Origin of the sequence: Duganella sp. Root198D2 (genome assembly GCF_001428585.1) — a bacterium.
GTDB lineage: Bacteria > Pseudomonadota > Gammaproteobacteria > Burkholderiales > Burkholderiaceae_D > Rugamonas.
In genome coordinates, this window is the sequence record NZ_LMIC01000021.1 from 14,306 (window position 1) to 36,497 (window position 22,192).

General features: G+C 62.0%; 18 protein-coding genes, 1 tRNA gene and 1 pseudogene. 11 read left to right on the forward strand and 9 right to left on the reverse strand.

From position 1 onward, the window contains the following. Positions 1-100: 100 nt before the first annotated feature. A complete protein-coding gene (locus ASE26_RS17570; protein WP_082507611.1) occupies positions 101-991 on the forward strand; it encodes a DJ-1/PfpI family protein in 891 nt (296 codons plus the stop codon). Here the strand turns inward: ASE26_RS17570 and ASE26_RS17575 are convergent. Further along, positions 992-1,699, reverse strand: a pseudogene (locus ASE26_RS17575) (alpha/beta fold hydrolase); the annotation flags it as partial. It abuts the gene before it with no gap. A gap of 102 nt (positions 1,700-1,801) precedes the next feature. Between ASE26_RS17575 and ASE26_RS17580 the strand changes: the two are divergent. Next, positions 1,802-2,749 carry an MYG1 family protein gene (locus ASE26_RS17580; protein ID WP_055938464.1) on the forward strand — a complete coding sequence of 316 codons (948 nt, stop codon included), beginning with the start codon at positions 1,802-1,804 and terminating at the stop codon, positions 2,747-2,749. On the opposite strand, the gene ASE26_RS17585 is transcribed toward ASE26_RS17580, so the two are convergent. The 3 genes from ASE26_RS17585 to ASE26_RS17595 all read right to left on the reverse strand — a co-directional run bounded on the left by ASE26_RS17585 (position 2,746) and on the right by ASE26_RS17595 (position 7,344). Next, positions 2,746-4,311, reverse strand: a complete 1,566-nt coding sequence (locus ASE26_RS17585) for a S8 family serine peptidase (RefSeq protein ID WP_057246634.1) — start codon at positions 4,309-4,311, stop codon at positions 2,746-2,748. The two genes, ASE26_RS17580 and ASE26_RS17585, sit on opposite strands and share 4 nt — an antisense overlap. A gap of 221 nt (positions 4,312-4,532) precedes the next feature. After that, positions 4,533-6,113 carry an isocitrate lyase gene (locus ASE26_RS17590; protein ID WP_055938466.1) on the reverse strand — a complete coding sequence of 527 codons (1,581 nt, stop codon included), beginning with the start codon at positions 6,111-6,113 and terminating at the stop codon, positions 4,533-4,535. A gap of 247 nt (positions 6,114-6,360) precedes the next feature. Next, entirely contained in the window at positions 6,361-7,344 is a 984-nt protein-coding gene (locus ASE26_RS17595) for a DUF4424 family protein (RefSeq protein WP_082507602.1), read from the reverse strand. 90 nt (positions 7,345-7,434) lie between these two features. On the opposite strand from ASE26_RS17595, the gene ASE26_RS17600 reads away from it, so the two are divergent. Both ASE26_RS17600 and ASE26_RS17605 read left to right on the forward strand, forming a co-directional pair. Further along, positions 7,435-7,809, forward strand: coding sequence for a GFA family protein (locus tag ASE26_RS17600; RefSeq protein WP_055938472.1), 375 nt, complete (start codon positions 7,435-7,437; stop codon positions 7,807-7,809). Between the two features lie 88 nt (positions 7,810-7,897). Then, positions 7,898-10,717 (forward strand): pitrilysin family protein, encoded by a 2,820-nt coding sequence (locus ASE26_RS17605; protein ID WP_055938474.1) that lies wholly within the window; start codon positions 7,898-7,900, stop codon positions 10,715-10,717. A gap of 37 nt (positions 10,718-10,754) precedes the next feature. On the opposite strand, the gene ASE26_RS17610 is transcribed toward ASE26_RS17605, so the two are convergent. The 5 genes from ASE26_RS17610 to ASE26_RS17630 all read right to left on the reverse strand — a co-directional run bounded on the left by ASE26_RS17610 (position 10,755) and on the right by ASE26_RS17630 (position 13,798). Beyond that, positions 10,755-11,702 carry an SRPBCC family protein gene (locus ASE26_RS17610; protein ID WP_057246635.1) on the reverse strand — a complete coding sequence of 316 codons (948 nt, stop codon included), beginning with the start codon at positions 11,700-11,702 and terminating at the stop codon, positions 10,755-10,757. Further along, the gene (locus tag ASE26_RS17615) at positions 11,695-12,051 is read right to left on the reverse strand and encodes a helix-turn-helix transcriptional regulator (protein WP_055938479.1); all 357 of its coding nucleotides are present in this window, start codon (positions 12,049-12,051) and stop codon (positions 11,695-11,697) included. The genes ASE26_RS17610 and ASE26_RS17615 overlap by 8 nt, the downstream gene beginning before the upstream one ends. A gap of 131 nt (positions 12,052-12,182) precedes the next feature. Then, positions 12,183-12,755, reverse strand: coding sequence for a PEP-CTERM sorting domain-containing protein (locus ASE26_RS17620; protein WP_057246636.1), 573 nt, complete (start codon positions 12,753-12,755; stop codon positions 12,183-12,185). Positions 12,756-12,970: 215 nt separating this feature from the next. Next, entirely contained in the window at positions 12,971-13,561 is a 591-nt protein-coding gene (locus ASE26_RS17625; RefSeq protein ID WP_055938485.1) for an outer membrane beta-barrel protein, read from the reverse strand. Positions 13,562-13,722: 161 nt separating this feature from the next. Then, positions 13,723-13,798 (reverse strand) — tRNA-Phe (locus ASE26_RS17630). Positions 13,799-13,873: 75 nt separating this feature from the next. Here ASE26_RS17630 and ASE26_RS17635 point away from each other — a divergent pair. The 7 genes from ASE26_RS17635 (at position 13,874) to ASE26_RS17665 (ending at position 22,148) form a co-directional block, all read left to right on the forward strand. Continuing rightward, entirely contained in the window at positions 13,874-15,079 is a 1,206-nt protein-coding gene (locus tag ASE26_RS17635; protein WP_057246637.1) for an FAD-dependent monooxygenase, read from the forward strand. Between the two features lie 11 nt (positions 15,080-15,090). Next, positions 15,091-15,813 (forward strand): thioredoxin fold domain-containing protein, encoded by a 723-nt coding sequence (locus ASE26_RS17640; protein WP_057246638.1) that lies wholly within the window; start codon positions 15,091-15,093, stop codon positions 15,811-15,813. A 37-nt stretch (positions 15,814-15,850) separates the two neighbouring features. Then, a complete protein-coding gene (locus tag ASE26_RS17645; RefSeq protein ID WP_055938489.1) occupies positions 15,851-16,309 on the forward strand; it encodes a (2Fe-2S)-binding protein in 459 nt (152 codons plus the stop codon). 11 nt (positions 16,310-16,320) lie between these two features. Next, a complete protein-coding gene (locus tag ASE26_RS17650; RefSeq protein WP_055938491.1) occupies positions 16,321-18,525 on the forward strand; it encodes a xanthine dehydrogenase family protein molybdopterin-binding subunit in 2,205 nt (734 codons plus the stop codon). A gap of 68 nt (positions 18,526-18,593) precedes the next feature. Continuing rightward, entirely contained in the window at positions 18,594-19,187 is a 594-nt protein-coding gene (locus tag ASE26_RS17655) for an NTP transferase domain-containing protein (protein ID WP_055938624.1), read from the forward strand. Beyond that, positions 19,184-20,971, forward strand: a complete 1,788-nt coding sequence (locus tag ASE26_RS17660; RefSeq protein ID WP_057246639.1) for a M61 family metallopeptidase — start codon at positions 19,184-19,186, stop codon at positions 20,969-20,971. Before ASE26_RS17655 ends, ASE26_RS17660 begins: the two co-directional genes overlap by 4 nt. Positions 20,972-20,978: 7 nt before the next feature. Then, positions 20,979-22,148 carry a GGDEF domain-containing protein gene (locus ASE26_RS17665; protein ID WP_229208173.1) on the forward strand — a complete coding sequence of 390 codons (1,170 nt, stop codon included), beginning with the start codon at positions 20,979-20,981 and terminating at the stop codon, positions 22,146-22,148. The last annotated feature ends 44 nt before the right edge of the window (positions 22,149-22,192 follow it).

Below are 22,192 nucleotides of genomic sequence, written 5' to 3' on the forward strand. Positions count from 1 at the left end.
GGTTTGCAGCGAAACCACAGCAGGCTGCAGCGAACAGCATCGCGCTGCGCACAAGGGCGATGGGAGACTGCAAGCCTTGACAATCCACTGAGGCGAGACCATGAAAAGACGAGACCTTTTCCGTATTTCCACCGCAATGGGCCTGGGTGCCGCGCTGCCGGCGCTGGCGCATGCCAAAGCGCAGCAGGCCGCTGCGCCGGCAGCGCCATTGGCGCCACCGGCGCAAGGCTCCATCCCGGTTGCTTTCCTGCTGTCGGACAATGCGGTGATGATCGACTTTGGCGGCCCTTGGGAAGTGTTCTGCAACGTCAGCGTGCCGGGACGGGAGGGGACGCTGTTCCAGCTATACACGGTTGGCGCGACGGAGGCGCCGATCACTACCTATGGCGGCATGAAGATCGTGCCGAACTTCTCCATTGCCAACGCGCCGGCGCCAAGGGTGATCGTGGTTCCTGCGCAAACCGTGAGCGACCCGGCCGTGCTGGAGTGGCTGCGCCAGGCGTCGCGCACGGCGGACCTGACAATGTCGGTCTGCACCGGCGCGTTCATCCTGGCCCATGCGGGGCTATTGGACGGAAAGTCGGCAGTCACCCATCACGCCGCCTTCAAGGATTTCGCCATGAAGTTCCCGCGCGTTGCGCTCAAGCGCGGTGCACGGTTTGTCGAAGAAGGCAATATCGCTACCGCGGGCGGCCTCTCGTCCGGCATCGACCTGGCCTTGCGTGTGGTGGAGCGCTACTTTGGCCGCACCGTGGCGCGCAACACGGCCAATACCATGGAATACCAGGGGCAGGGCTGGCTGGACCCGTTCTCCAACAGCGCCTATGCCAAGGCACGCCGCTCGACCGGCCAGCATCCACTGTGCCCGGTTTGCGAAATGGATGTCGACAAGGCGAGCTCGTTCTCCACCACCTACCGCAAGCGCACGTATTACTTCTGCATGCAGGAGCACAGGAAGCTGTTCGAGGCGCATCCATCCAGCTTTATCTGATCACAGCGCCGCCACGTCGATGATGGCCTGCGCAAAGTCGCGCGGCGCTTCCTGTGGCAGGTTGTGGCCGATGCCGCCGCTCAGCGTGCGGTGCTGGTACTTGCCGGTAAATTTTTTCGCATAGGCAGCCGGCGGCGCGTGCGGTGCACCGTTGGCATCACCTTCCATCGTGATCGATGGCACGGTGATTGCAGGGCCGGTTGCCAGCCTGGCTTCCAGTGCATCGTATCTGCGTTCGCCATCGGCCAGGCCGAGGCGCCAGCGATAGTTGTGGACCACGATCTCAACGTGGTCCGGATTGTCGAATGCCGCCGCGCTGCGCGCAAAAGTGGCGTCGTCGAAGGCCCACCTGGGCGAGGCGGTTTTCCAGATCAGGCGGTTGAAGTCATTGCGGTTTGCCTCATAACCCAGCTTGCCGCGCTCCGTTGCGAAGTAGTACTGGTACCACCATTCGTACTCGGCCTGCGGCGGCAGCGGCTTCCTGTTGCCGGCCGGCGTACCGATCAGGTAGCCGCTGACCGACACCAGGCCTTTGCAGCGTTCCGGGAACAGGGCGGCGATGATGCAGGCGGTGCGCGCGCCCCAGTCGAAGGCGCCGAAGACCGCGCTCTCGATCTTCAGTGCATCCATCATGCCGATGATGTCGAGCGCGACGGCCGTCTGCTGCGCGTTGCGCAAGGCGTCTTTGGACAGGAAGCGCGTGGTACCGCAGGCCGCGGCGTTCTTGTAAGGGGCCTAGTATAGAAACGAAACGTATCTGGATTGTGTCAGGGTATATCATGCAGGTAGTTTCATAGAACTGGATTTGGCATGCTCATAGTGACTCACAGCGGCAAGTTCCACGCAGACGATGCGTGGGCGGTGGCTGTCCTCAACGTTTTGTATCCCGGCGCCGAGATCATCCGCACGCGCGACCAGGCCATCATCGACACGGCCGACTTTGCGGTGGATGTGGGCGGTGTCTGGGACCCGGCCACCGGCCGCTTCGACCACCATCAAAAAGGTTTCGACGTGGCGCGGCAGTCAGGCGTGCCTTACGCCAGCGCTGGGCTGGTGTGGCGCGAATACGGCGCGCGCTGCGTGGCTGCCCTGGCCCTGGCGCACACCGGACAGCAGCTGGCCGAAGGGCCGGCGCGCGAAATCGCTTACGGCATTGATGCCGATGTGGTGCAGTACCTCGACCTGTCGGACGTTGGCGCTGCGAAAAGCGCGCCCGGCGGCTATGGCCTGTCGGCGGTGGTTTCCGGCTACAACACCAACTGGCTCGATGAGCAAAGGCTGGGTTATGGCGAAGAGACGGAGGGGTTCCGGCTGTCGCAATTCCGCCGTGCGATGGCCTTGCTGACCGATGTCATGGCCAATGCCGTCAGGTACCGCGTTGCCGCCTTGCTGGCCCTGGAGCAGGTGCGCCAGGGCGAAGTGCTGGAAGGCGGCAAGGTCCTGTTCCTGAAGAATGGCGCGCTGCCTTGGAGCCAGGTGGTACGCAAGGAAATGCCGAAGGTGCTGTTCGTGATCAGCTACAGCATCGCCGAACAGCGCCACATGCTGCATACCGTTCCGGTGAGTACCGAGAGTTTCGATGCGCGCGCCGACTTGCCGCAGGCCTGGGCCGGACTGCGCGACGCCGAACTGGCGGCTGTCACCGGCGTGCCTGACGCCGGCTTTTGCCACAACGGCAGGTTTATCGCTTCCGCCAGGTCTTACGAGGGAATCCGGGCCATGGCTTCCCTCGCCCTGAAGGCCGTCGCTCCCGCTTAATTATTGCAGCCCATGGTGCGGATGCGGTCGTAGGCAGTCTTGGCTTGCACCAGCCCGTAGCCGTAGTATGGATCGCGGCCGGCCGCGCCCAGGTCAAGCGCAGTCTTGTCCAGCGTGCTGCGGATCTGGGCCGCGCTGCATTTCGGGAAGTAGCTCCACACCAGTGCAGCGACTGCCGATACGTGCGGTGTCGCCATCGAGGTGCCGTCAAACAGCGCATAGCTGGTTGCGTTCACTTGCAGGACCGCGGGCTGTCCCGCCTGTTGCAACAGGGAGGCGCCCAAGGCATCCGATACGCCGACTGAAGGGATGCTGGTCGCCGTTCCGCCCAGCGTGCCATTCAGCTCGCCGGCCACATTGTTGTATACCACCGCACCAATGCCGCCGCTGGCCTGGCAGTTGGTGACCTTGGCTGCGAAGGAGACCGAGCCGCGCTGGATCAGGCAGATCTTGCCCGCCATGGCGCCATCGACAGCAGTACCAAGCCCAAAGTTGGCCAGGACGCCCGATGCGGTGCCGGGCGGGGTGCCGTCCATCGGCAGCGGCGTGTAAATGACGTCGCTCACCTGCAGGGTCGCGGTGCGGCCGCTGCCCATCGGGACTGTCGACAGCACGCTGACACCGGGCGCCGACAACTCGACTTTTGGCGTGAACTGGGAGAAGCTGGCGACCTGCCTGTTTTCGTCCAGCGCGCCAATCGACATCACGCTGCTATAGCCGGCGGGATAGGATTGGGTGTTGTTGCCGTCGTTGCCGGCGGCGGCAATCGACAGCACGCCGCGCTTGGCCAGACCGGCGAAGGCGCGTTCCTCCGCGATGCTCGACTCATCGCCGCCAAGCGACATGCTGATCACATTGGCGCCCGCTGCGCCGCACTTGTTGGCGGCCCCGATCAGGGTCGAAGTGTAGGTCCATTCGTCGGCGCTGAAAACTTTGACGATGTGGATGTTCAACTGGCGCCCCGGATTGACGCCGACCACGCCGACGCCGGCATTGTTGATGGCGGCAATGGTGCCGGCTACGTGGGTGCCGTGGTGCAGTTCATCGGTGAACCAGTTGCCGGTGCCGGGATTGCTGTTGCCGCTGAGCCGGTTGCCGTTCAGGTCTTCATGCGCCAGGTCGATGCCGGAGTCGATGATGCACACCGTGCGGTTGCTGGCATAGGTGTCGGGCAACTGGTCGGCCTGGACCATGCCGATGCCATAAGGCACCAGCTGGCCCGGCAAATAGGGACTGCCGGTCGATGGCATGCTGGCGCTGAAGGGGCGGCGTTTCTTGTCCTCTTCCACGAATTCGATCTGTGCATTCTTGCGCAGCGTGGCCAGTTCGCTGCCGGGGACTTCGGCCGCTGTGGCGTTGATTTCCGCCAGGTCCTGTACCACCTTGCCGCGCGCTGACGCGATAGCTGCTTTGCCGTTGGCCGCGCCGCCGGCCTTGAAGCCGACAATGACGCGTATGTCGCCGGCTGCGGCGCTGGCGACAGGGAACTGGGCGCTGAGGGCTGCCGCCAGCACGCTCATGGCGAGTTTGGCGCGCGGATTTCCGCTCTGTTTTTTGAACATGATGAGTCCTGGGATCGAATGTGGAATGAATGGCCTTGGACAACAGAAGAAGACAGCCGCGGGTAGCGGCTATCAAATTGATGCTAGGTGGCTTCAACCCTGAGGTCAACCGCAACATTGGCTTTCCCCGCAAAATTGACCAGGAAACTACACAAATTCCATATGGAAATAGGCAAAAAAAAAACGCCACCCGAAGGTGGCGTTCTGCCCCAGGAGGAAGCTTAGAACTGGTTCATGGTGTTGTCTTTACCGCCTGCCTTCAAGGCAGCTTCGCCGCTGAAGTATTCCTTGTGGTCGTCGCCGATGTCCGAACCGGACATGTTCTGGTGCTTGACGCAAGCGATGCCCTGGCGGATTTCCTTGCGCTGCACGCCAGCCACGTAGCCCAGCATGCCCTGGTCGCCGAAGTACTCCTTGGCCAGGTTGTCGGTCGACAGTGCCGCCGTGTGGTAGGTTGGCAGGGTGATCAGGTGGTGGAAGATGCCTGCATCGCGGGCTGCATCAGCCTGGAAGGTGCGGATCTTCTCGTCTGCCTCGAGTGCCAGTGCGGTGCTGTCGTACTCGACATTCATCAGGGCGGCGCGGTCGTAGGACGACACGTCCTCGCCTGCAGCCTTCATGCGGTCGTAGGCTTGCTGGCGGAAGTTCAGGGTCCAGTTGAACGATGGGCTGTTGTTGTAGACCAGCTTGGCGTTCGGGATCACCTTGCGGATTTCCTTGACCATGCCGCCGATCTGGCCGATATGCGGTTTTTCGGTTTCGATCCACAGCAGGTCGGCGCCGTTCTGCAGCGAGGTGATGCAGTCCAGGACGCAACGTGCTTCGCCGGTGCCGGAGCGGAACTGGAACAGGTTGGAAGGCAGGCGCTTAGGACGCAGCAGCTTGCCGTCGCGCTTGATGATCACGTCGCCGTTGCCCAGGGCGTCGGCCGCCACTTCGTCGCAGTCCAGGAATGCGTTGTACTGGTCGCCCAGGTCGCCAGGCTTGCTGGTGACGGCGATCTGCTTGGTCAGGCCGGCGCCCAGCGAGTCGGTACGCGCCACGATGATGCCGTCGTCCACGCCCAGTTCGAGGAAGGCGTAACGCACAGCACGGATCTTGGCCAGGAAGTCTTCGTGTGGCACGGTGACTTTGCCGTCCTGGTGGCCGCACTGCTTCTCGTCGGACACCTGGTTTTCGATCTGGATGCAGCAGGCACCCGCTTCGATGAACTGCTTGGCCAGCAGGTAGGTCGCTTCGGCGTTGCCGAAACCGGCGTCGATGTCGGCGATGATCGGCACGACGTGGGTGACGTGGTTGTCGATCTTGTCCTGGATGGCTTTCTTGGCGTCGCCGCTGGCGGCGTCGAGCTGGCGGAACAGGCCGCCCAGTTCGCGCGCGTCAGCTTGGCGCAGGAAGGTGTACAGCTCTTTGATGAGGGCCGAGACGGCGGTTTTTTCATGCATCGACTGGTCCGGCAGCGGGCCGAACTCGGAGCGCAGTGCAGCGACCATCCAGCCCGACAGGTAGAGGTAGCGGCGGTCGGTGCTGTTGAAGTGCTTCTTAATCGAGATCATTTTTTGCTGGCCGATGAAACCGTGCCAGCAACCCAGGGACTGGGTGTACTGGGATGGGTCGGCATCGTAGCGGGCCATGTCGGCGCGCATGATCTTGGCGGTGTAGCGGGCAATGTCCAGGCCGGTCTTGAACCTGTTCTGGGCGCGCATACGGGCGGCCGCTTCCGGGCTGATGGCGTTCCAGGCGCTGCCGTTGCGTTCCTTCAGGGCTGCGATGGCTTGGATGTCGTCTTGGTAGTGGGACATGGTCTATTCCTAGCAAAAAAGCGGATTAAAAAAGGCGAAGCACTTGGAATAATGATAGGCCGTTCTTTTGCGATGCACCATGTCTTATATAAGACATATAAGTTATATTTTATCGTTTAAATTCAATGAGATATTTTGCAATTACCATGATATGAAATTGCTTTTCGCGGAATGAACTGTTCGGTATGATGCGCCGCCAAGCAATTTTCTACGATATGAGATCAGGATTTTGCAATGTGAAATGCGCTCATTTGGGCAGCACCGGCATCACCCCGCTTTGGTCTTCCTCGCTGCTGTCGACGTTGCCGAAATGGACTTCGAGGTCCTGGGTCGGCTGGAAATTCAACAGGCGCACCTGGTAGGTACGTGCGTCGATCTTCTTGAAGGTGCCAGGGAAGCACAGGCTGATCAGTTCATCGGGCTTGCGCTTGACGATATTCAGGGTGAAATCTTCGATGCCGCGCTTCCAGGTGTTGCCGGTGGTGAGGATGTAGGACACGTTATGCGTGTTGACATAGCCATTGTTGCGCGCCTCCACCTTGGCACGCGCGTTCAGGTAGCTCTTGTCGGTGCAGTAGACTTTCGCGAAGTCCTCGTGCATGCCGGATTCGCCGGGGCCGCCGGCGACGAAGGGGCGGTAGTCATGGTGCACGCGCACGACTTTATTGGCAGGGAATTTCTGGCTCCAGACGTAATTGACTTCCACCTTCCAGGTCGGCTCACCATTATCCTTGTCCAGCAGGCCCAGCTTGGTCATCTGTTTGGCTTGCTGTCCAGTGAACGCGGCGGCCCTGCCCGACTTTGCGCCAAAGCTGGGCGAGTAGGCGATTTCCTTGTTGCTGAAACCAAGTTTTCGCAGTTGCGCCGTGACGTCCTTGCCATCAGGCAAGCGAGCTACCATCCGGCTCTGGAACGACACCGGCTTGCCGTCTACCCGGATGGAAAAACCGTCAGGCTGGCCGTAGTAGGTATCGCTGTCCTGTTGCGCGGCAGGGTAGGGCGGCAACGGGAAAACAATGGTTTCTTCGACATCGCTGGCCGATTCGTTCAGGAATTCATAGTCGACACTGATCAGGTTGTGGCTGATATTCAGCACTTCCTTTTTCATGGCAATGGCGTCGGTCTTGCCGAATACGATGCCGCCAACGCCAACTGCGGCAATGCCGTCGTTGGCCAGCGCGGCGCTGGATAGGGTGAGCGCCGCAATGGCGAGGTGCAAGTGTTTATTCATGGTAAGTAATTATATTGTTAATAATGGAATAGCTGCGCGCTCCTGGGGCGCCGATGGCGCTACATTGGCATTTTCCCCAGGAGGCCGGCCATGACTATCAAAGGAAGTTGCCATTGTGGTGCCGTCGCATTCGAGATCGATGGCGAAATTCCCCCTCAGCTCACGCGTTGTACCTGCTCCTTCTGCGCCAAGCGCGGTGCGCTGCTGGCCTATTTTCCCCCGGGCCAGTTCAAACTGGTGCCGGCACCGTCGGGCGACAGCGCCTATCGCTGGAAGACCAGGGCTGTGGCGCACCATTTCTGCCCGCTGTGCGGCTGCGCTACCTTTTCTGATTCTCCTGACTTCCAGCTCGACGGCAGCTGGGATGGCCATACCCGCCGCATCGGCGTCAATGCGCGCCTGTTCGACGGCTTTGATGCTGCCACGGCCGCTGTGACCGTGATCGACGGCAAGCACCTGTGGTGAGCTGCGGCGAAAATTAAAGAATTTTCACCATGGCAAATTCCCGATTATATAATCGATAACCTTTATTTTTATATAGGAACTACCCAGAGTGAAGCTACTTACCGCCATCCTGCTCAGCGCAGGAATCCTGTCGCCAGCATTCGCCGCCGCGCCAGCCGTACCGGCCAAGGCCGCCGCTGCCAAGGCCGCCGCCGTCAAAGTCACCTCGGTCGAGGGCATTACCGAATACCGCCTGGCCAATGGCCTGCGCGTGCTGCTGTTCCCGGACGCGAGCAAGCCGACGCTGACCACCAACATCGTCTACATGGTGGGTTCGCGCCACGAGAACTACGGCGAGACCGGCATGGCCCACTTGCTGGAACACCTGCTGTTCAAGCCGACCGCCAACTTCGGCATCAAGAAAGGCAGCAAGACTCCGGTGGAAGTGCTGAACCAGACCGGCGGCCGCTTCAACGGCACCACCTGGTATGACCGCACCAATTACTTCTCGACCTTCCCGGCCAACGACGACAACCTGAAGCTGATGCTGGAGCTGGAAGCGGACCGCATGGTCAATTCGCCGATCAGCCAGGATGACCTGTGGAACAACAAGACCCAGAAGGGCGAAATGACCGTCGTGCGTAACGAATTCGAACGGGGCGAAAGCGATCCGTTCCGCGTCACGCTCGAGCGCACCATGTCGGTTGCCTTCGACTGGCACAACTACGGCAAATCGACCATCGGCGCCCGCTCCGATATCGAAGGCGTCAGCATCGACCGCCTGCGCGCGTTCTACCAGCGCTACTACCAGCCGGACAACGCGATCCTGATGGTTGCCGGCCGCTTCGACGAAGCCAGGGTGCTGGCCCAGATCAACGAACTGTTCGGAAAAATCCCGAAGCCGACGCGCGTGCTGGCCCCAACCTATACCGCCGAACCGACCCAGGATGGCGAGCGTTCGGTCACCATCCGCCGCACCGGCGGCACCCAGATCGTGGCCGCCGGCTACCACGTGGCCCCGGCCAGCCATGACGATGCGGCAGCCCTGCAGGTGCTTGGCCGTATCCTGTCCGAAGCACCAGGCGGCCGACTGCACAAAGCCCTGGTCGATGCCAAGCTGGCGTCTTCCGTGATGGACCTGGATTTCAACCAGATGGAGCCGGGCTACCGCCTGTTCGCAGCGGTCGTGCCGAAGGACGGCCAGACCGCCGCGGTGGAAGAGGCGATGCTGAAGGCGCTGGAGGACATCAAGTCCAACCCGTTGACCGCAGCAGAAGTAGAGCGCGCCAAAGCTTCGATCGCCAAAGACATCGACCAGACCGTCAACGACACCGCCCGTTTCACCATCGCCCTGACTTCGGCGCAAGCCGCCGGCGACTGGCGCCTGTTCCACCAGCGCCGCGACCAGGTCGAGAAAATCGATGTGGCAGCAGTGCAGGCGGTTGCGCTGAAATACCTGAAACCTGCGAACCGCACCCTGGCGCGCTTCATTCCTACCGAAGGGGCGGACCGCACCGAAGTGCCGAAGACGCCTGACGTGGCAGCACTGGTCAAGGACTACAAAGGCCGTGCAGCGGTGGCACAGGGCGAAGTGTTTGACCCGAGCCCGGACAACATCGAGAAGCGCACCCAGCGTTCAGTACTGGCCAACGGCATGAAGCTGGCGCTGCTGCCAAAGAGCACCAAGGGCAACACTGTCAGCGCATCGATCCAGCTGCGCATGGGAACGGCCGAGAACCTGGCGGGCAAGGCCATCATCGGCGACCTGACCGCATCGTTGCTGTTGAGCGGTACCGAGCGACTGTCGCGCCAGGAAGTCAAGGATGCGCTGGATAAGCTGAAGGCAAACGTGAACGTCAACGGTGGCGCGGAAGGCGTGACGGTCAACCTGACCACCACGCGCGACAACCTGGCGGCAGCACTGGACTTGCTGGGCGAATCGCTGATGAAACCGGCGCTGACGGCGAAAGACTTCTCCGAGCAGCAGCGCGATATGATCTCCGGCACCGAGCAGCAACTGACCGAGCCGCAGCCACTGGCCAGCAACGCGATGCGGCGCCTGACCAATACTTTCCCGGCCGGCCACCCGCATCACACCATGACCCTGCCGGAGCAGTTGGCGGAACAAAAGGCTGCGACGCTGGAGCAAGTCAAAGCCTTCCACAAAGCCTACTATGGCGCCGGTAACGCGACCCTGTCCGTGGTTGGCGACTTCGACATCGCCGCAGTGCAGGCGCAGGCAGCCAGGCTGTTCGGCAACTGGAAGGCGGAGCAGCCGTACGTCCGCATCGCCAGCGAAATGAAGCAGGTGGCAGGCCAGGCCATCTCGCTGGAGACTCCGGACAAAGCCAACTCGGTCCTGTTCGCGATCCAGCCAGTGCCGATGAAGGATGATGCCGCGGCCTACCCGGCCCTGCTGATGGGTAACTACATGCTTGGCGGCGGCGCCTTGCGCAGCCGTTTGGCCGACCGCATCCGCCAGAAAGAAGGCCTGTCGTATGGCGTGGGCTCGCAGCTGTCGGTGCCGTCGCGCGATCCGGCCGGCCTGTGGCTGGCCTTCGCGATCAGCGCGCCGCAAAACACCGCCAAGGTAGAAGCTGCGCTGCGTGAGGAACTGTCCAAGGCGCTCAAGGACGGTTTCACCGACGCTGAACTGGCCGATGCCAAGAAAGCCTGGCTGCAATCGCAGCAAGTGGGCCGTACCGGTGACGCCAGCCTGGCTGGGCGCCTGGCGAGCTACCTGAGCTTCGAGCGCACCATGGCCTTCGAGAAGGACCTGGAAGCCAAAGTCAGTGCGTTGACCGTAGCACAGGTGAACGAGGCACTGCGCGCTCACTTGAAGCCGGAAGCGGTTTCGGTGATCAAGGCCGGTGACTTTGCCAAAGCCGCAGCCGGTGCAGCCGGTGCGGCGCCAGCCTCCAAGCCGTAATTGAAGTTCCCCGCCGCTTCGCGCGGCGGGTCTCCCCTTAAGCGCCGAGCAGCGCCTCGAGCTTGTCGAAGGATCCGCTCCAGCCCTGCGTCATGCTGGCGCGGTGCTCGAGGAAGGCCGCCAGTTCGGCCGCCGTCGCTTTGCCTTCCACTTCCCACGTTACCGTCACCCGGGTGCGATTCGGCGCTTCGGCAGCGAATTGCACCGTGGTTCGCATGGTTTCCGGCCATACCGGCGCCATTGGATGGCGCGCGATGTTTTCGTTCTCGTCGCAGAATTGCTGGGTGTAGACCAGCAGGTCGGGGCGGCGGATCTCTTCGTAATGGGCGCGGCCATACATGGTGATGGCCGCATTGCTCATGCAGTACAGCGATGCGCCGCCGGAGCGAATGTCTGCGCGCAGGAAGCGCATCTCCATGCCGGTAGGCGGAAGCCAGCGGGCCAGGTGCTCGGGCTTGGTCCACATGTCGAACACGGTTGCCAGCGGCGCCTCGAAGCTGCGGTTGATGACGAACTTGTCCTGGTCCGCCAGGCGCTTGCCCAGGTATTCGGCCAGGCGGTCCCAGGTCGAATCGCCATTGGCGTGGCGGATGAACTGGCGGGTCTGGGCGGCAGCTTGCGCATCGGCCAGGGCCATGGTCATGTCCATGCGGGTCTTGCCATCCACCTCTTCAAACAGGACGGTGACGCGGAACAGCGGCGGCGTGTCTTCGGTGGCGCCGTGGTCGTAGACCAGCTTATGCAGCGGCTCCACCACGTGATAGGTGGTCATGTTGGGGAAGTCGGTGCCGTCCGGGCCGTGCATGGTGTAGCGCCAGGTTCCGCCGACGCGCAGGTCCTTGCTGTCCGTGGTCAGCGTGAAGCCGCGCGGCCCCCACCATTGCGCCACTTGGGCTGGATCGTTCCACGCATCCCAGACTGCCTGCACGGGCGCGTCATAGCTGCGGATAATGCGAATCTCATTCGGGGCAGTGAATTCAGGCATTTTCATCTCCTTCAGGTGGGTTTTTTGCAGTGACGGTTTTCAGGTAGGCCTCGAGGCGGTCGAAACTTTCTTCCCAGAACCCGCGGTATTGCTCCATCCAGCCGGCGGCGTCCTTCAGCCCTTGGCCATTGATCTTGCACGAGCGCCATTGCGCCTTGCGCGTCTTGGTGATGAGGCCGGCCTTTTCGAGCACCTGCAAATGTTTGGTGATAGCAGGCAAGCTCATCTCGTCCAGGAAAGGCTCGGCCAGGTCGGAAACATTGGCCTCTCCCAGCGACAGCCGCGCAAGCATGGCGCGCCGGGTCGGGTCTGCCAGCGCAGAAAAGGTTTGGCTGAGAGGATCTTGCATCGAATTTCACCAATCGATTAATTAACTGATTGGTTTAATATAGGCCGGAGAAGGGATGGCGTCAAGCGCGTCCTGTCCCGGAAAGAAAAACGCCGATCGTGAGGATCGGCGTTTTCAGGGGGGGCTTCGGCTTACGACTTGCGTGGCTTGCGGCGCGCAATGGCAATGCCTGCCAGGCCCAGCGACAGCAGCAGCATGCTGGCTGGTTCCGGGATGTCATTCGGCGTGGTGGTGTTGCTGAAGGAGAAGCTCAGGTCATTGAATTCGAAGGGGCCGTTGTACAGGTCTTCGAAGCTCACCAGCGTGGTGTTGGGAAGCCAGTTGCCCTGCACGCGTGCGTGGAACGAGCCATCTTGGTTGCGGCCGGCCAACCCGGTGAAATAGTCCGAATTGGTGTTGTTGACGTGCAGGCGGAAGACGAGTTCGCTACCCACGGCAAAGCTGCCCAGGTCCACAGTCGCGCCAATGGCCGAGCCATGATTATTGAACAGGAAAATGTCGTTGCCCGCGATGCCGTCATTGGTGACGAGGTACAGGTCATTGCTGTACGAAGCGGAATTGCCCTCGTAGCGCGCGACAATATTGGCGGTGCTGCCAACCAGCACAGGATTGCCTTCGGTGCCGGTGGTGGCGATCGGGAAGGCAAAGGCTGACAGCGGGGCGATCAGTGCGATGGCAGCCAGGAGCTGGCGAAGAAGTTTCATTGAGAATCCCAAGGGTTGACAAAGACTCAACAGGATTAGCACAAATCATGCCATAGCAACAATATTGTTGGTTTCGCTTGTAGTTACAAGCGGTTACGCCTTGTTTTACTAGTGAAATTCATTGCCTGGATGGCAATGTGTAAAATTTCCCGACAAAAACAAAAATGCCACACGAAGGTGGCATTTTTAGCTCCAGGACAAGCTTCGTGCAGGCCTTAGAAATAGTAATTGCCCGAGATGCCAACGTGCTCGGCTTTCACTTCCACGGGACGGAAACGGCTCTTGACGTCGAACTTCTCATTCACGTAACGCACTTTAATGCTCGCTTGCGGCGAGAACATATACTCCGCCTCTACCAGGCCGCTCAGGGTGTTGTCGAACTTCACGTCGTCGATATCGGCCACACCGCTTCCGCTCAGCTTGGCGCCCGATACATAGCGCAGGCCGGTGCCGATCTTCCATTGCTGGTTGATGTGATAGAAGGCCATGGCTTCTACCGGGACGCGCTGGAACGTCAGGCTGCCATTTTGCGCGGACTGCTCGTCCACGTGGAAGTTGACGCTGGTTTGCGCGGAAAACTGCTCATTGATGCGGAATTCCAGGCCAGCGGTGAAGTACACGCCGGAGCCGGCTTTGATGCTGGCCGTGTCGCCGTTGGTGTACTCGGCGGTGGCCAGTTTGTCGCCGCCGGTGCTGGCGCCGATGCCGACAAAGCCGCGAACGGTCTTGGCCGGGGCGGCAACTTCCTGGGCGAACGAAGACGAGGCGATTGCCAGCGCGGCGAGGGCGAATACAGCTTTTTTCATGCTTTTGATCTCTTGTTGAAAAACTTGCTAAGGGGAAATATAAACGCGAGATGGTATCATCTTGATACCTTCTTAAAATGCGCTAATTCTCACCAAATCAAAAGCCATTGCACAAAACAAAAACGCCGATCGCAAGGATCGGCGTTTTTACTTTTTATTCTTGGTGGCCCGGGGCGGAATCGAACCACCGACACAAGGATTTTCAATCCTCTGCTCTACCAACTGAGCTACCAGGCCAAGAGGCAGCATTATAGCAGGCAATCCTTGGTATGCAATAGCCTTTTTCTGTTGTGGGAAAGTTATAATGCGCGCATGAACAAGCCCACGCATCACCATATGCAGACTGCGGTCTGCATCGTTGGCAATGGCGCCATTGCCAAGACGGCCGCCCTGGCGTTTGCCCAGTCCGGATTGAGTGTGACCTTGCTGGCGCCGGCTCCGCCGCCGGCCCGCCCGGACGAGGCGAGCTGGGACGTCCGCGTGTTCGCCCTCAACCACACTGCCCACCGCCTGCTTGATTCCCTGAAAGTGTGGGGCGCGATGGATCAGGCGCGTATTGCCCCGGTCGACGCCATGCTGGTCAATGGCGACGGCAGCAAAGCCGGTGCGCTGAACTTCGATGCCTACGGCGCCCACACCGGCACATTGTGCTGGATCGTGGAGGACCGCAACCTGAACCAGGCGCTGGATGCCGCGCTGCGTTTCGCCCAGAACGTGCATTTCGTGCACGGCCAAGCGGTCGCGCTGAAACACGACGAGCAGGGCGCGGTGATCACCATGGACGATGGTTCCCACCTGGGCGCCTCGCTGGTGGTTGGCGCCGACGGCGCCCAGTCCTGGGTGCGCGGCCAGTGCGATATCGGCCTCGATTACCGCCCGTACAACCAGAGCGGCGTGGTGTCCAACTTCGCTTGCGAACTGCCGCACCACGGCGTTGCGCACCAGTGGTTTACTGGCGAGCAGGGCATCGTGGCCCTGCTGCCGCTGCCGGGCAACCAGGTTTCGCTGGTGTGGTCTGCGCCGGACACACTGGCCGATTCCCTGTGCCGCGAAGGCGCCACTGCGCTGGCCGAACGGCTGGCCGCCTTTGCCCATGAAAAGCTGGGCAAGCTGGCGCCGCTGCAGCCGGAAGTGGTCAAGGCCTTCCCGCTGCGGCTGATGCGCCCGCATTCGATGGTGGCGCCGCGCGTGGCCCTGGTGGGTGATGCTGCCCACGTGGTGCACCCGCTGGCCGGCCACGGCATGAACCTGGGCTTCGGCGATGTGCAGGAATTGGTGAAAGCCGTGGCGGAACGGGAAGAGCACCGTTCCATCGGCGATGACCGCGTGCTGGCGCGCTATGCCCGTGCACGCAAGGAAGAAGTCAGCCTGATGCTGGCCACAACGGATGGACTGGAGCGACTGTTCGGCACCGATCTCGAACCGGTGCGCGCAGTGCGTAATTTCGGGCTAAACTTGCTGGATAAATTGCCGGGCGTAAAGCGCCGGCTGATCTCACATGCCCTCGGAAAGCTGTAAGCGGAGAACCTATGAAGAAGAGTAAGCTGGTTTTGGCAATGGCCTCGGTCATGCTGATGTCCTGTGCGGATGCGCAGAATGGAAAAGAAGAAGCGCAAGTGCGCAAAGCCCTGGCCGAGCGCCTGAACGGCGTCAAGATCGACTCCATCAGGAAGGCCCCGATCCCCGGGATGTATGAAGTGGCGATCGGCAATGAGCTGCGCTACACCGACCCGACCGGCCGCTACCTGCTGGAAGGCCACATCCTTGACCTGCAGACCCGCACCGACCTGACCCAGGCCCGCATCGATGACCTGAACAAGATCAAGTTCGACGAACTGCCTTTCGAACTGGCGCTGAAGTCCGTCAAGGGCAACGGCAAGCGCGTGATGGCGATTTTCGAAGATCCGAACTGCGGCTATTGCAAGCGCTTCCGCCAGACGACCCTGGCCAGTACGGATAACGTGACCGTGTACACCTTCCTGTACAACATCCTGTCGCCGGATTCGTTCACCAAGTCGCAGAACATCTGGTGCTCGTCCGACCGCAATAAGGCTTGGGACGACTGGATGTTGAACGGCAAGGCAGCGCCGGCAGCGCCGAATGGCTGCACTTCGCCTAACGACAAGGTACTGGCCCTGGGCCAGAAAATGAGCATCAATGGCACGCCGGCGATCTTCTTCGCTGACGGTAGCCGCATTGCAGGAGCCGTTGACCAGCGTGCGCTGGAAGCAAAGTTCGCCACCATTAAGTAAAAATGCGGGTTCAGGTCCAACTAACTAGGGAGCTGGCATGGTCACATTGAACATCAACGGGCGCGACGTGCAAGTCGACGCCGATCCTTCCACGCCCATCCTGTGGGCCTTGCGCGATAACCTCAATATGACCGGCACCAAGTTTGGCTGCGGCATGGCGATGTGCGGTGCGTGCACGGTGCACCTGGAAGGGCAGGCGATCCGTTCCTGCGTGACGCCGATTTCGGCGGCGGTGGGGCAGAAGATCAGCACCATCGAAGCCATGTCAGCCGACAAGGTGGGCAAGGCGGTGCAGGATGCCTGGGTCAAGCACGATGTGCCGCAATGTGGCTACTGCCAGAGTGGCCAGGTGATGAGCGCAACGGCCCTGCTGCGCACCAACAAGGCGCCGAGTGATAGCGATATCGACAACGCCATGTCGGGCAATATCTGCCGCTGTGGTACCTATCAACGGATCCGCGCCGCCATCAAGGACGCCGCGAAATCCATCGCTTAAGGGAGTCCGCCATGCGCAAAGAATGGTTCATGGCAGCTCAAGCGGACGATGCGGCTCCTGAAGGGGTGTCGCGCCGTTCTTTCCTGAAGGCCGGCAGTGGCCTGCTCCTCGGCTTCTACGTGGCCAGTGGCGGCGGGCGCTTTGCCCGGGCGCTGGCTGCCGATGCGCCGGCCAAGCCGCCGGTGGCGCCCAACGCTTTCCTGCATATCGCGCCTGACAATACCGTCACCATCCAGGTCAACCGGCTCGAATTCGGCCAGGGCGTGCATACCGCGCTGCCGATGCTGATCGCCGAAGAACTCGACGCGGACTGGTCGCAGGTGCGCTCTTCGCTGGCGCCGGCCGGCGATCCGTACAAAGACCCTAATTTCGGCATCCAGATGACGGGCGGCTCCACCGCCGTCAAGCACTCCTGGCAGCAGCACCGCGAAATCGGCGCCCGTGCACGCGCCATGCTGGTTGCCGCGGCGGCCGAGCAGTGGAAAGTTCCTGTTTCCCAGGTGCGTGCTTCGAAGGGCGTGCTAACTGGCCCCGCCGGACAGAACGCGACTTACGGCGCCATGGCCGATGCGGCCATGAAGCAGCCGGTGCCGAAAGAAGTCAAACTGAAAGACCAGAAGGACTTCGCCATCATCGGCAAGCCGACGCCGCGCCTGGATGCGCGCGCCAAGTCGAGCGGCACCCAGCAATTCGGCATGGACTTCAAGCCTGAGGGCGCCAAGGTTGCGCTGGTGGTGCGTGCCCCGGTGTTTGGCGGCAAAGTGAAGAAGTTCGATGCTTCCAGGGCCAAGGCCATTCCGGGCGTGATCGATGTCATCAAGGTCGATACCGACCGTGGCGGCAGCGGCCTGGCCGTGGTGGCGAACGGCTATTGGCCGGCCAAACAGGCCCGCGAGGCGCTGGTGGTCGAGTGGGATACCGAGGGCCTGGAAAAGGTCAGCAGCAAGAAGCAGCTCGCCGAGTACAAGGCGCTGGCGAAGAAGCCCGGCACGCCGGTGAAGAAGGCCGATATCGCGGCCATCGCCAAGGCGCCGAAGAAGATCAGTGCGACCTATGAATTCCCTTACCTGGCGCACGCGCCAATGGAGCCGCTGAACTGCGTGGTGGACTTGAAGGGCGATTCCTGCACCATCTGGGCGGGCAGCCAGTTCCAGACCCTGGACGCGGTGGCTGCCGCCAAGGCGGCCGGCCTGACGCCGGACAAGGTCACGCTGAACACCATGATGGCAGGCGGCGGTTTCGGCCGCCGGGCGGTGCCGACTTCCGACTACATCGTGGAAGCGGTGAATGTGGCCAAGGCCTGGGGCAAGGGGCCGGTCAAGCTGATCTGGAGCCGCGAGGACGATATCAAGGGCGGCTACTACCGTCCTTCCCATGTGCACCAGGCCGATATCGGCTTTGATGCCAAGGGCAATATCGTTGGCTGGAACCATGTGATTGTCGGCCAGTCCATCATCACCGGCACGCCGTTCGAACCGATGATGGTGAAGGATGGCGTGGACGCGACCATGGTCGAGGGCATGGGCGACCCGTATTCGGTGCCGATGAACCTGAGCGTGCACAATGTGACGGCCAATGTGCCGGTGCTGTGGTGGCGCTCCGTCGGTTCGACCCACACGGCCTTCGTGATGGAGACCCTGATCGACGAGGCGGCACATGTCGCCAAGATGGATCCGGTGGAATACCGGCGCAAGCTGATCGACCCCAAACATGCACGCCAGTTGGCGGCGCTGAACCTGGCGGTGGAGAAGTCGGGCTACGGCAAGGCCAAGCTGCCCAAAGGCCAGGCCTGGGGCGTGGCGCTGCATGAATCGTTCGAAACTTCCGTGGCATACGTCGTGGTGGCGTCGATGAAGAATGGCCAGCCCAAGCTGCACAAGGTAACCGCCGGCGTGCATTGCAACCTGCCGGTGAACCCGATGACCATCGAGGCGCAGGTCCAGGGCGCGGCCTTGATGGGCCTCGGCACTACCTTGCCCGGCGCGGCGATCACGCTGAAAGATGGCGTGGTTGAACAGTCGAACTTCAGCGACTACACGGTGGCGCGCATGACGGACATGCCGGTGGTGGAGGTGTTCACCGTCGCATCGACCGACAATCCGACCGGCATGGGCGAGCCTGGCTTGCCTCCGCTGGCTCCGGCCTTGGCCAACGCAGTGTTCAAACTGACCGGCAAACGCGTTCGCAAGCTGCCGTTCGACCTGTCCACAGCTTAAGGCGGGCATCGCACGTGGCCGCCCCAACTGCCGCCATCGCGTCCGCCGTAGTTGCGGACGCAGGCGCCGTGGGGAGCGCAGTGGTGGGCGTCCTGCTGGCGGCAGGCCGCGGCAGCCGTTTCGATCCCACTGGCGAGCGCTATAAGCTGCTGCAGGCGCTGCCGAATGGCGATCCGGTCGTTGTGGCCAGTGCCCGCGCCTTGCTGGCAGCCGTGCCGCGCGTATTCGCCGTGGTGCGCCCGGAAGACGCGGCAACGGCAGGCTTGTTGCGCGGCCTTGGCTGTGAAGTTGTCGTTTGCGCCAACGCTGGAGATGGCATGGCCGCTTCGCTGGCATGCGCTGTGCAGCACGCGCGCGATGCCGGCGGCTGGCTGATCGCGCTGGCCGATATGCCTTATGTGCAGCCGGCCACAATGGCCGCGCTGGCAGGCGCGGTCGGGCAGGGCGGCAGCGCCTCAGGCACTGCGGCCATCGCGGCACCGGTGCACGAAGGCCGGCGCGGCAACCCGGTCGCCTTCGGCCGTACCCACCTGCAAGCCTTGCTGGCGCTGGCCGGCGACCAGGGCGCCCGCAGCATCTTGAAGAACAACCCGGTTAACGAACTGACGGTGAACGATCCCGGCATCCTGCAGGACATCGACACGCCGTCCGACATCCAATGAAAAGCAAAAAAATCAGCTATACCATCGCCGCCCAAGACCCGGCCACCCATATGTTCCAGGTCGCGATGACGATTGAGACCCCGGCGCCGGAGGGGCAGGTCCTGGTGCTGCCGGCCTGGATCCCCGGCAGCTACATGATCCGCGAATTCTCGCGCAATATCGTGCAGATCCGCGCCGAAGCCGGCGGCCAGCCGGTGGAACTGGCGAAGCTGGACAAGCACTCCTGGCAGGCTGCGCCTTGCAAGGGCAAGCTCACGGTGCACTACGAAGTCTATGCCTGGGACCTGTCGGTGCGGGCCGCCCACCTCGACCAGACCCACGGCTTCTTCAACGGCACCAGCGTGTTCCTGCGCGCCGTTGGCCAGGAAGGCGAGCCGCATGTGGTCGACATCCAGCGCCCGGCCCATGAGGCAGCGGCCAAATGGCGCGTCGCTACGGCCCTGCCGGAACTGAAGGCCAAGCGCTACGGCTTCGGCACCTACATCGCGCAGGACTACGACGAATTGATCGACAGCCCGGTCGAAATGGGCACGTTTGAAATTGCCAGCTTCAAGGCTTTGGGCGTGCAGCACGACGTGGTGTTCACCGGCCGCGTGCCCAACCTCGATATCGCCCGCGTCTGCGCCGACCTGAAACAGATCTGCGAGGCGCAGATTGCCTTCTTCGAGCCGCGCACGAAAAAAGCGCCGATGGAACGCTACGTCTTCATGACCATGGTAGTGGGCGACGGCTATGGCGGCCTGGAACACCGTGCCTCCACGGCGCTGTTCTGCTCCCGTGCCGACCTGCCCACCACCGCGCAGAAAGGCAAGGAGCCAAGTGAAGGCTATATGAAGTTCCTCGGCCTGTGCAGCCACGAGTATTTCCACACCTGGAACGTCAAGCGCATCAAGCCGGCGGTGTTCGCGCCTTACGATTACCAGGTGGAGAACTACACCCCGCTGCTTTGGCTGTTCGAAGGCTTTACCAGCTATTACGACGACCTGATGCTGGTGCGCGCCGGCCTGCTGTCGGAAGAGGGCTACTTCAAGATGCTGGGCAAGACCGCCGGCGCCGTGCTGCGCGGCAGCGGCCGCAGCAAGCAAAGCGTGGCCGATTCCAGCTTCGACGCCTGGGGCAAGTATTATCGCCAGGATGAAAACTCGCCGAACGCCATCGTCAGCTACTACGCCAAGGGCTCGCTGATCGGCCTGGGCCTGGACCTGACCATTCGCGCCAAGACCAACGGCAAGCGCTCGCTGGACGACATCATGCGCGCGCTGTGGCAAAAGTTCGGCCGCGATTTCTATAATGGCAAAGCGCGCGGCGTCACGCCGGAAGAGGTGGAAGCGCTGTTCGATAATGTGGCCGGCTTCAAGCTGAAGACCTTCTTCGACAAGTACATCCGCGGCACCGAGGACGTACCGCTGGCAAAGCTGCTGCCGCAGTTCGGCGTCGGCTACAGGGACGAACGCAAGTCGTCCAAGCCGAGCCTGGACGTCAACATCGGCCGCGACGGCGCCGACTGCAAGCTGGGCGCCGTGCACGACGGCGGCGCAGCGCAGAAGGCCGGCCTCTCGGCCAACGACCTGCTGGTGGCGATCGACGGCCTGCGTGTCAGCGGCAATCCGTCCAATGTCGACGCCCTGCTGTCGCGCTACAAGGTCGGTGAGACCGTGCAGGTGCATGCTTTCCGGCGCGACGAATTGATGGCCTTCGACGTTGTGCTGCAAGGCGACCGCGCGCCGGGCATCAGCATCGCGGTGGAGCAGCAGAAAACCGGCCTGCGCCGCCCGACTGCCTGATGCAGCCGTGAAGTCCGCGCTGGACCCGTTCACCATCCTGTTCACCACCACGCTGACTTGCGCGGTGCTGGCGGTAGCCATGTACTCCATGCATGTGAGCTTCCGCCGCGAGGTCGCTGGCGTCGGGTACTGGGCCTGCGGACTGCTTTGCATGGTGGGCGCCGGCGGCCTGTTCCTGTCGCGCGGACTGCTGCCTGACGAACTGGTGCTGCCTGCGGCAAATACCTGCCTGGTGTGGGGCATTGGGCTGTCGATGGTGGGAACGCGGCGCTTTTTCGGCGCGCCGCCGGGGTGGAGGATATTCCACGCGGTGTGGGTGCTGGAGCTGGCGGCCATCCTGTGGTGGCTGCTGGCGGAGCCCAGTTTCCCGCGCCGTGCAACGGCCTTCAGCTTCCTGGTCGCGGTGTTTTACTTGGACCAGTTACGGCTGGTCTGGCGCCATCGTACGCCTCATTTCACGAGCTGGTTCTTCGGCGTCCTGCTGGCGCTGCAGGTTGTCAACGTGCTGACGCGCGGCGTGGCCGCCATGTTCATCAACGGCGAAGCGGCGGACCTGATGCAGCGCAGCCCCCTGGTCAACGTCTACCTCGCACTGGCCAACTTCATGACCTTGCTGATGACGGTGGCCTTCCTGATGCTGGCCACCCGCAAGCTGCAAAAGATCCTGGAGCAGCGCTCCACCCACGATCCGCTGACGGGCGTATTGAATCGCCGCGGCTTCCTGCAAGGCTTCAGCGGCGTGCGGGCGCGCCAGCAGCGCCACGATTCGCCGCTGTCGCTGATGGCAATCGACCTTGACCTGTTCAAGGCGATCAACGACCAGCATGGCCATGCGCAGGGCGACAAAGTGCTGGTGCACGTGGCGTCGGTGGTGATGCGCTCAGTGCGCCAATGCGATCTCGTGGCCCGCTTCGGCGGCGAGGAATTTGTCGTGCTGCTGCCGGAAACCGCGCTGCCGCAGGCGCAGCAGCTGGCCCAGCGCATCCAGGCGCAATTGCATGAATGCCAACAACCAGGCGTGCCATCTTGCACAATCAGCATCGGTGTTGCTAGTCAACAAACGCCGGCCGAATCTCTTGACAGCTTGCTATCGCGCGCCGACGCCGCCCTCTATCGCGCCAAGGCAAATGGCCGCAACCGCACTGAAATCTCGGCCCATACACCGTTAGCCGCTTGACTGGCGCCGCGTTGATGGCTGTCGTTTTCATGCCGCACGGACTA

Bases quoted from the DNA above. Each gene is read 5' to 3' on its own strand.
- ASE26_RS17570 (WP_082507611.1), top strand. From the start codon at position 101: ATGAAAAGACGAGACCTTTTCCGTATTTCCACCGCAATGGGCCTGGGT.
- ASE26_RS17580 (WP_055938464.1), top strand. From the start codon at position 1,802: ATGCTCATAGTGACTCACAGCGGCAAGTTCCACGCAGACGATGCGTGG.
- ASE26_RS17585 (WP_057246634.1), bottom strand. From the start codon at position 4,311: ATGTTCAAAAAACAGAGCGGAAATCCGCGCGCCAAACTCGCCATGAGC.
- ASE26_RS17590 (WP_055938466.1), bottom strand. From the start codon at position 6,113: ATGTCCCACTACCAAGACGACATCCAAGCCATCGCAGCCCTGAAGGAA.
- ASE26_RS17595 (WP_082507602.1), bottom strand. From the start codon at position 7,344: ATGAATAAACACTTGCACCTCGCCATTGCGGCGCTCACCCTATCCAGC.
- ASE26_RS17600 (WP_055938472.1), top strand. From the start codon at position 7,435: ATGACTATCAAAGGAAGTTGCCATTGTGGTGCCGTCGCATTCGAGATC.
- ASE26_RS17610 (WP_057246635.1), bottom strand. From the start codon at position 11,702: ATGCCTGAATTCACTGCCCCGAATGAGATTCGCATTATCCGCAGCTAT.
- ASE26_RS17615 (WP_055938479.1), bottom strand. From the start codon at position 12,051: ATGCAAGATCCTCTCAGCCAAACCTTTTCTGCGCTGGCAGACCCGACC.
- ASE26_RS17620 (WP_057246636.1), bottom strand. From the start codon at position 12,755: ATGAAACTTCTTCGCCAGCTCCTGGCTGCCATCGCACTGATCGCCCCG.
- ASE26_RS17625 (WP_055938485.1), bottom strand. From the start codon at position 13,561: ATGAAAAAAGCTGTATTCGCCCTCGCCGCGCTGGCAATCGCCTCGTCT.
- ASE26_RS17635 (WP_057246637.1), top strand. From the start codon at position 13,874: ATGAACAAGCCCACGCATCACCATATGCAGACTGCGGTCTGCATCGTT.
- ASE26_RS17640 (WP_057246638.1), top strand. From the start codon at position 15,091: ATGAAGAAGAGTAAGCTGGTTTTGGCAATGGCCTCGGTCATGCTGATG.
- ASE26_RS17645 (WP_055938489.1), top strand. From the start codon at position 15,851: ATGGTCACATTGAACATCAACGGGCGCGACGTGCAAGTCGACGCCGAT.
- ASE26_RS17650 (WP_055938491.1), top strand. From the start codon at position 16,321: ATGCGCAAAGAATGGTTCATGGCAGCTCAAGCGGACGATGCGGCTCCT.
- ASE26_RS17660 (WP_057246639.1), top strand. From the start codon at position 19,184: ATGAAAAGCAAAAAAATCAGCTATACCATCGCCGCCCAAGACCCGGCC.